Source organism: Pseudoalteromonas sp. 2CM39R (assembly GCF_023161845.1).
On record NZ_JALNTM010000021.1, the window covers coordinates 113,932 to 119,931 of the forward strand.

Consider the following 6,000-nt stretch of genomic DNA (forward strand, 5'->3'; position numbering starts at 1 on the left):
AATGATCAGGATATAGGATATTTATGAAAAAGTTAGTTTTAGCCACAGCACTACTAGGCACAAGCTTAAATGTGTTTGCCAATGGCGTATCAACAACAGACGCTGCTGATGCCCCTATTATTGCTAAGTTTGCTGAATTAGGCGTAACCGTTAAGCAAATAAACCCAAGCCCAGTGGCAGGCCTTAAAGAACTAATTACTGATAAAGGCGTGCTGTACGCAAGCCCTGACGGTCAATTTCTAATGCAAGGAACACTGATTGACCTTAATAACCGAGTTAATCTAACAGAGCATGCACTGAGCGATGTACGTAAAGAAGGCATTGCTGAATACGAAGACTCAATGATCGTTTACAAAGCGAAAAACGAAAAGCATTCAATCACAGTCTTTACCGATATTACCTGTGGTTACTGCCGTAAGTTACACCGTGAACTTGATGATTTCTTAGATGCGGGTATCACGGTTAAATACCTTGCTTTCCCACGTGGTGGTTTACGTGGTAAAGGTTACCAAGATCTAATGAATGTATGGTGTGCTAAAGACCCTGCTGAAGCGTTAACAGAAGCAAAAGCGGGTGCAGAAGTAGCAGACGTGCCAGGTTGTAGCGCGCCAATTGCTGAGCATTACCAACTAGGTCAAAGCTTTGGTATGTCGGGTACTCCAGCAATTATTTTAGAAGATGGCACCATGATCCCAGGTTATCAATCAGCTGCGCAGATCAGCCAAGCGCTTGATGCCTTACCAAAAACATCTTCATAACTGATTTTTTAAACGAAAAGGCCTATTTGTCGTAGGCCTTTTTTATTTGTCTTAAGCAAAGAAGTACCATTTCCGACATGGAAAAAATAATTCAAGCTCGCCCTCATGTTGATGATTCGCATCTACCACACCATTTACACCCTGTAATTAAGCAAATATATGCGACTCGACAGGTGCAAAGTGCCACCGAACTCGATAATAGCGCTGCGACATTACATGACTTTAAGTTGTTTAAAGATATCGACAAAGCTGTGGTGCTATTGCAACAAGCCCTCGCGGCTCAAAGTCGCGTGTTAATCGTCGGTGACTTTGATGCCGATGGCGCAACCAGCACAGCAACCTTAATGCAAGGCCTTGCTATGTTTGGCCTAAAGAACCTTGATTACTTGGTACCAGATAGATTCAGCCTAGGTTATGGCTTAAGTCCTGCGCTTGCTGAGCAAATAGTGGCTATGCAACCCGAGCTGGTGATCACTGTTGATAACGGTATTTCATGTATCGATGGCATTGCCATTGTAAAGCAAGCGGGTATTAAAGTGCTGGTAACTGATCACCATTTACAAGGTGAAGCCCTGCCAGATGCCGATGCCATCGTGAACCCAAATCGCCATGACTGTCAGTTTCCATCGAAATCAATAGCGGGCGTTGGGGTAGCTTTTTATCTGCTTATTGCTTTACGTAGCCACTTACGTGAACAAGGATATTTTCAGCATCAGCCAATGCCAAATTTGGCTGAGTTACTTGATATTGTAGCCCTTGGTACCGTTGCCGATGTGGTCGCTCTTGATGCCAATAACCGAACCTTAGTTCATCAAGGTTTAGCACGTATTCGCAGTGGTAAAACACGCCCAGGTATCAGTGCCCTAATCGAAGTGGCAAATCGCAATGCAGCCCGTTTAAGTGCCAGTGACTTTGGCTTTTCATTGGCACCACGCTTAAATGCAGCAGGGCGTCTTGATGATATGAGTTTAGGTATAGCCTGTTTGTTATCAAGCGATATAAATCAAGCACGCCGAATTGCCGGTGAGCTAGACAGCCTCAATCACGAGCGCCGTGAAATAGAGCAGGGCATGCAAACTGAAGCACAAGCGGTGCTTGACCGTTTAGCATTTAAAACTGAGTCAGTGCCTGATGCCATTTGTTTATATCAAGCTGATTGGCACCAAGGTGTGATTGGTATTTTGGCTGGTCGCTTAAAAGAAAAGTATCACCGCCCGACGATTATTTTTGCAGCTGGCGATAACGGCGAAATAAAAGGCTCTTGCCGCTCCATTGAAGGGCTGCATATGCGTGATTTACTCGAGCGAGTAAATACACTCTATCCGTATTTGATCAGTAAATTTGGTGGCCATGCTATGGCGGCCGGGCTGAGTATCAATGAGCAAAGTTTTACTGAATTTAAAACCGTGTTTGAGCAAATGGTGACAGACACACTCTCTGAAGAGCATAAGCAAAGTATTTTACTTACTGATGGTGAACTGCCTAATGAATGCTTTTCGATGGAGTTTGCCAACTTACTAAAAAATGCCGGCCCCTGGGGACAGCAATTTCCAGAGCCAGTATTTGAGCATGTGTTTGAGGTAATACAGCAGCGCATTGTCGGTGAAAAACACTTAAAACTGGTTTTAAAACATCAATCTGGACGATTAGTTGACGGTATTGCATTTGGTGTTGATGTGCGTGCATGGCCAGATACCGAAGTGCGTTATGTGAAAGCTGCTTATCAACTCGATATAAATGAATTCCGTGGTAAATTCTCGTTACAGTTGATTATTCGAGAGCTACAAAAAGCGACATAAAAATATCGTTATAATCGACATAAAAGGCTAATAAAACGCTCGGTTTTTTGTTAAAATCGGGCGTTTTTAATATTTGTAGATAATTTACCGTATTTATTGTCGATATCGGTGCGCGGTAAATCAGCCATTTTGGAGTAATGTACATGTTTGAAGTGAATCCTGTGATTAACCAAATCAAGGAAATTCGCGAACGTACTGAACTGCTTCGGGGGTACCTTTGACTACCCTCTTAAGAAAGAGCGGTTAGAAGAAGTTAACGCAGAACTTGAAGATTCAGCAGTGTGGAATGAGCCTGAGCGAGCTCAAGCACTTGGCCGTGAAAAGTCGGCACTAGAAGCTATCGTTGAGACCATTGATAATCTAGTGTCAGGTACCGAAGACGTTGAAGGTTTAGTCGAGCTTGCTGTTGAAGCAGAAGATGAAGAAACCTTCGCTGAAGCCGAAGCTGAATTAGGCGATTTAAACGCACAGCTTGAAAAGCTAGAGTTCCGTCGTATGTTCTCAGGCGATCATGACCAAAACGATGCTTACCTTGATTTACAATCAGGTTCTGGCGGTACTGAAGCCCAAGACTGGTGCAATATGCTACTGCGTATGTATTTACGTTGGGGTGAAGCAAAAGGCTTTAAAGTTGAACTGGTTGAAGCAACTGATGGTGATGTGGCCGGTATTAAGGGCGCAACAGTGCGCTTTGTTGGCGAATATGCATACGGTTGGTTACGTACAGAAACAGGTGTTCACCGTTTAGTGCGTAAGAGCCCGTTCGACTCAAGTGGTCGTCGTCATACCTCGTTTGCATCGGCATTCGTTTACCCAGAAATCGACGATAATATCGAAATTGATATTAATCCGGCAGACTTACGTATTGACGTTTACCGCGCATCAGGCGCCGGTGGTCAGCACGTAAATACAACAGAATCTGCGGTTCGTATTACTCATATACCAACTAACACTGTTGTACAGTGCCAAAATGAGCGTTCACAGCACAAGAATAAAGACCAAGCAATGAAGCAGTTAAAAGCGAAATTGTTTGAGCTTGAAATTCAAAAGCAAAATGCTGAGAAACAAAGCCAAGAAGATGCTAAATCTGATATTGGCTGGGGTAGTCAAATTCGTTCATACGTACTTGATGACTCGCGTATTAAAGACTTACGTACTGGCGTTGAAAACCGTAATACACAAGCGGTTCTTGACGGCGACTTAGATAAATTTATTGAAGCCAGCCTTAAATCTGGCCTATAACCACCAAGCTAAAAAAGAGCTAAAAAATGACTGATCAAATCCAAGACGAAAATAAGTTAATCGCTGAGCGTCGTGGCAAGTTAGACGCAATCCGCGAAAATTGCCCAGCCAACGGTCATCCAAACCAATTCCGTCGTGAACATTACACGGCTGATTTGCAAGCTGAGTTTGGTGATAAATCGAAAGAAGAATTAGTTGCTGAGCAACACGTTGTATCAGTTGCAGGTCGTATTCTTGCAAAACGTGGTCCTTTCCTTGCGTTACAAGACATGAAAGGCCAAATTCAAGCGTACGCATCAAAAGACGTACAAAAAGAATTAAAAGCAAAATATGGTCAACTTGATATCGGTGACATCATCGGTGTTAAAGGCGCACTTAATAAGTCAGGTAAAGGTGACCTTTACGTAGAAATGACAGAGTACGAGTTACTGACAAAGTCATTACGTCCGTTACCAGAAAAATTCCATGGTTTATCTGACCAAGAAACTAAATACCGTCAACGTTATGTTGATTTAATTACTAATGATGCGACGCGTGAAACCTTCCGTATTCGCTCTAAGGTTGTTGAAGGTATCCGTCGTTTCTTAGCTGATCGTGATTTCATGGAAGTTGAAACGCCGATGTTACAAGTGATCCCGGGTGGTGCGTCTGCACGTCCATTCGTAACACACCACAATGCACTTGATATCGACATGTACTTACGTATTGCACCTGAACTTTACTTAAAACGTTTAGTTGTGGGTGGCTTTGAGCGTGTATTCGAAATCAACCGTAACTTCCGTAACGAAGGTTTATCAACGCGTCATAACCCAGAATTCACAATGATCGAATTCTACCAAGCATACGCTGATTACATTGACCTAATGAACATTACTGAAGACATGTTACGTACTGTTGCGACAGACGTACTTGGTTCACCAATTGTTGTAAACACAACGAAAGATGAAAATGGTGAAGTGGTTGATTCAGTAGAGTACGACTTTGGACAACCTTTTGCTCGTTTAACAATGAGCGAGGCTATCCTTAAGTACAACCCCGACTTTGATGCTGCGGTATTTAATGACCCTGAAAACCATTTTGAAGAACTCAAAGCGTACGCGAAGCAAGTACACGTTAAGATCCCAGAAAACTGTGTATGGGGCCCGGGTAAATTCTTATGTGAAATCTTCGAAGAGACAGCTGAACATAAGCTAATTCAACCAACTTTCATTACCGCTTACCCGTGGGAAGTGTCACCACTTGCACGTCGTAACGATGAAAACCCGTTTGTAACTGACCGCTTCGAATTCTTCGTTGGCGGCCGTGAATTAGCAAATGGCTTCTCTGAGCTTAACGATGCACAAGACCAAGCAGAGCGCTTTACTCGTCAAGTTGAAGAGAAAGACGCAGGTGATGATGAAGCGATGCACTACGATGATGACTATATCCGTGCATTAGAATACGGTTTACCACCAACAGCGGGTGAGGGTATTGGTATCGATCGTCTAGTGATGTTATTTACTGACTCACCAACAATTAAAGACGTGATCCTATTTCCACACATGCGTCCTCAAGCTGATTAATCAGCTAAAAGTCTTGAAAACGCCGCTTTTTAGCGGCGTTTTTGTTATCAGAAATTTCTGATTTTTATTGCTCTCAATTTTAATACTCAATTGTAATTAGCTGATCTAAAAAGAAATGCTGAATTAGTCTTCCAACAAAGTTACTAAGTTGTAAAATTTTTCTACAAATACAAAGGCCAATAGTATTATTTTTAGCCAAGATATGACATCATTGCGCAATTCTCGTTCAATGTATAAATGGACTTAATAATAATGACTAAAAAGCCTTCGCCGTTGCCTACAGATACGAACAAAAGCGAGCATCAACGTGAAGATTTTTATCGTGCTTGCATAGCCGAATTTCAACAATTGGGTTATCAAGATCAATACCTCGCAGAGTTAACTGATGAACTGATCCCATTGACGGGTCTTGAGCCGTTGAGTGATAAAGAAAAAACGGCGAAAGGATAAACAAAAACAAGCTCTTTTGGCTCGTTATGGACAATCTATAACCATCTATGCGATTTTCCTTGAAAAGTGTTTGACATATTTCCTGAAATCTTTATTATACGCCCCACAAGACGGAGAGGTGGCCGAGTGGCCGAAGGCGCTCCCCTGCTAAGGGAGTATAGGGTTTGTAGCTCTATCGAGGGTTCGAAT

General features: G+C 42.6%; 5 protein-coding genes. All 5 read left to right on the top strand.

Annotated features, from left to right (window positions below):
• Positions 1-23: 23 nt before the first annotated feature.
• The 5 genes from dsbC to MTF66_RS31380 all read left to right on the top strand — a co-directional run bounded on the left by dsbC (position 24) and on the right by MTF66_RS31380 (position 5,811).
• Positions 24-758, top strand: coding sequence for a bifunctional protein-disulfide isomerase/oxidoreductase DsbC (gene dsbC / locus MTF66_RS31360; protein WP_063528332.1), 735 nt, complete (start codon positions 24-26; stop codon positions 756-758).
• A 77-nt stretch (positions 759-835) separates the two neighbouring features.
• Positions 836-2,557, top strand: a complete 1,722-nt coding sequence (gene recJ, locus MTF66_RS31365; protein WP_248529604.1) for a single-stranded-DNA-specific exonuclease RecJ — start codon at positions 836-838, stop codon at positions 2,555-2,557.
• Positions 2,558-2,700: 143 nt separating this feature from the next.
• Positions 2,701-3,799, top strand: a protein-coding gene (prfB, locus tag MTF66_RS31370; protein WP_105181232.1) for a peptide chain release factor 2 whose coding sequence is annotated in 2 segments (ribosomal slippage) — positions 2,701-2,775 and positions 2,777-3,799 — 1,098 coding nt in all. Because the reading frame shifts where the segments join, the coding sequence is not laid out codon by codon here.
• Positions 3,800-3,825: 26 nt separating this feature from the next.
• On the top strand, positions 3,826-5,361 hold the full coding sequence (gene lysS / locus MTF66_RS31375; protein WP_175081029.1) for a lysine--tRNA ligase: 1,536 nt from the start codon (positions 3,826-3,828) through the stop codon (positions 5,359-5,361).
• Positions 5,362-5,613: 252 nt separating this feature from the next.
• The gene (locus MTF66_RS31380) at positions 5,614-5,811 is read left to right on the top strand and encodes a hypothetical protein (RefSeq protein ID WP_055020963.1); all 198 of its coding nucleotides are present in this window, start codon (positions 5,614-5,616) and stop codon (positions 5,809-5,811) included.
• Positions 5,812-6,000 lie beyond the last annotated feature (189 nt).

What these genes read in the sequence shown, in the direction of transcription:
- MTF66_RS31380 (WP_055020963.1), top strand. Translation starts at nt 5,614, where the DNA reads ATGACTAAAAAGCCTTCGCCGTTGCCTACAGATACGAACAAAAGCGAG.
- lysS (WP_175081029.1), top strand. Translation starts at nt 3,826, where the DNA reads ATGACTGATCAAATCCAAGACGAAAATAAGTTAATCGCTGAGCGTCGT.
- recJ (WP_248529604.1), top strand. Translation starts at nt 836, where the DNA reads ATGGAAAAAATAATTCAAGCTCGCCCTCATGTTGATGATTCGCATCTA.
- dsbC (WP_063528332.1), top strand. Translation starts at nt 24, where the DNA reads ATGAAAAAGTTAGTTTTAGCCACAGCACTACTAGGCACAAGCTTAAAT.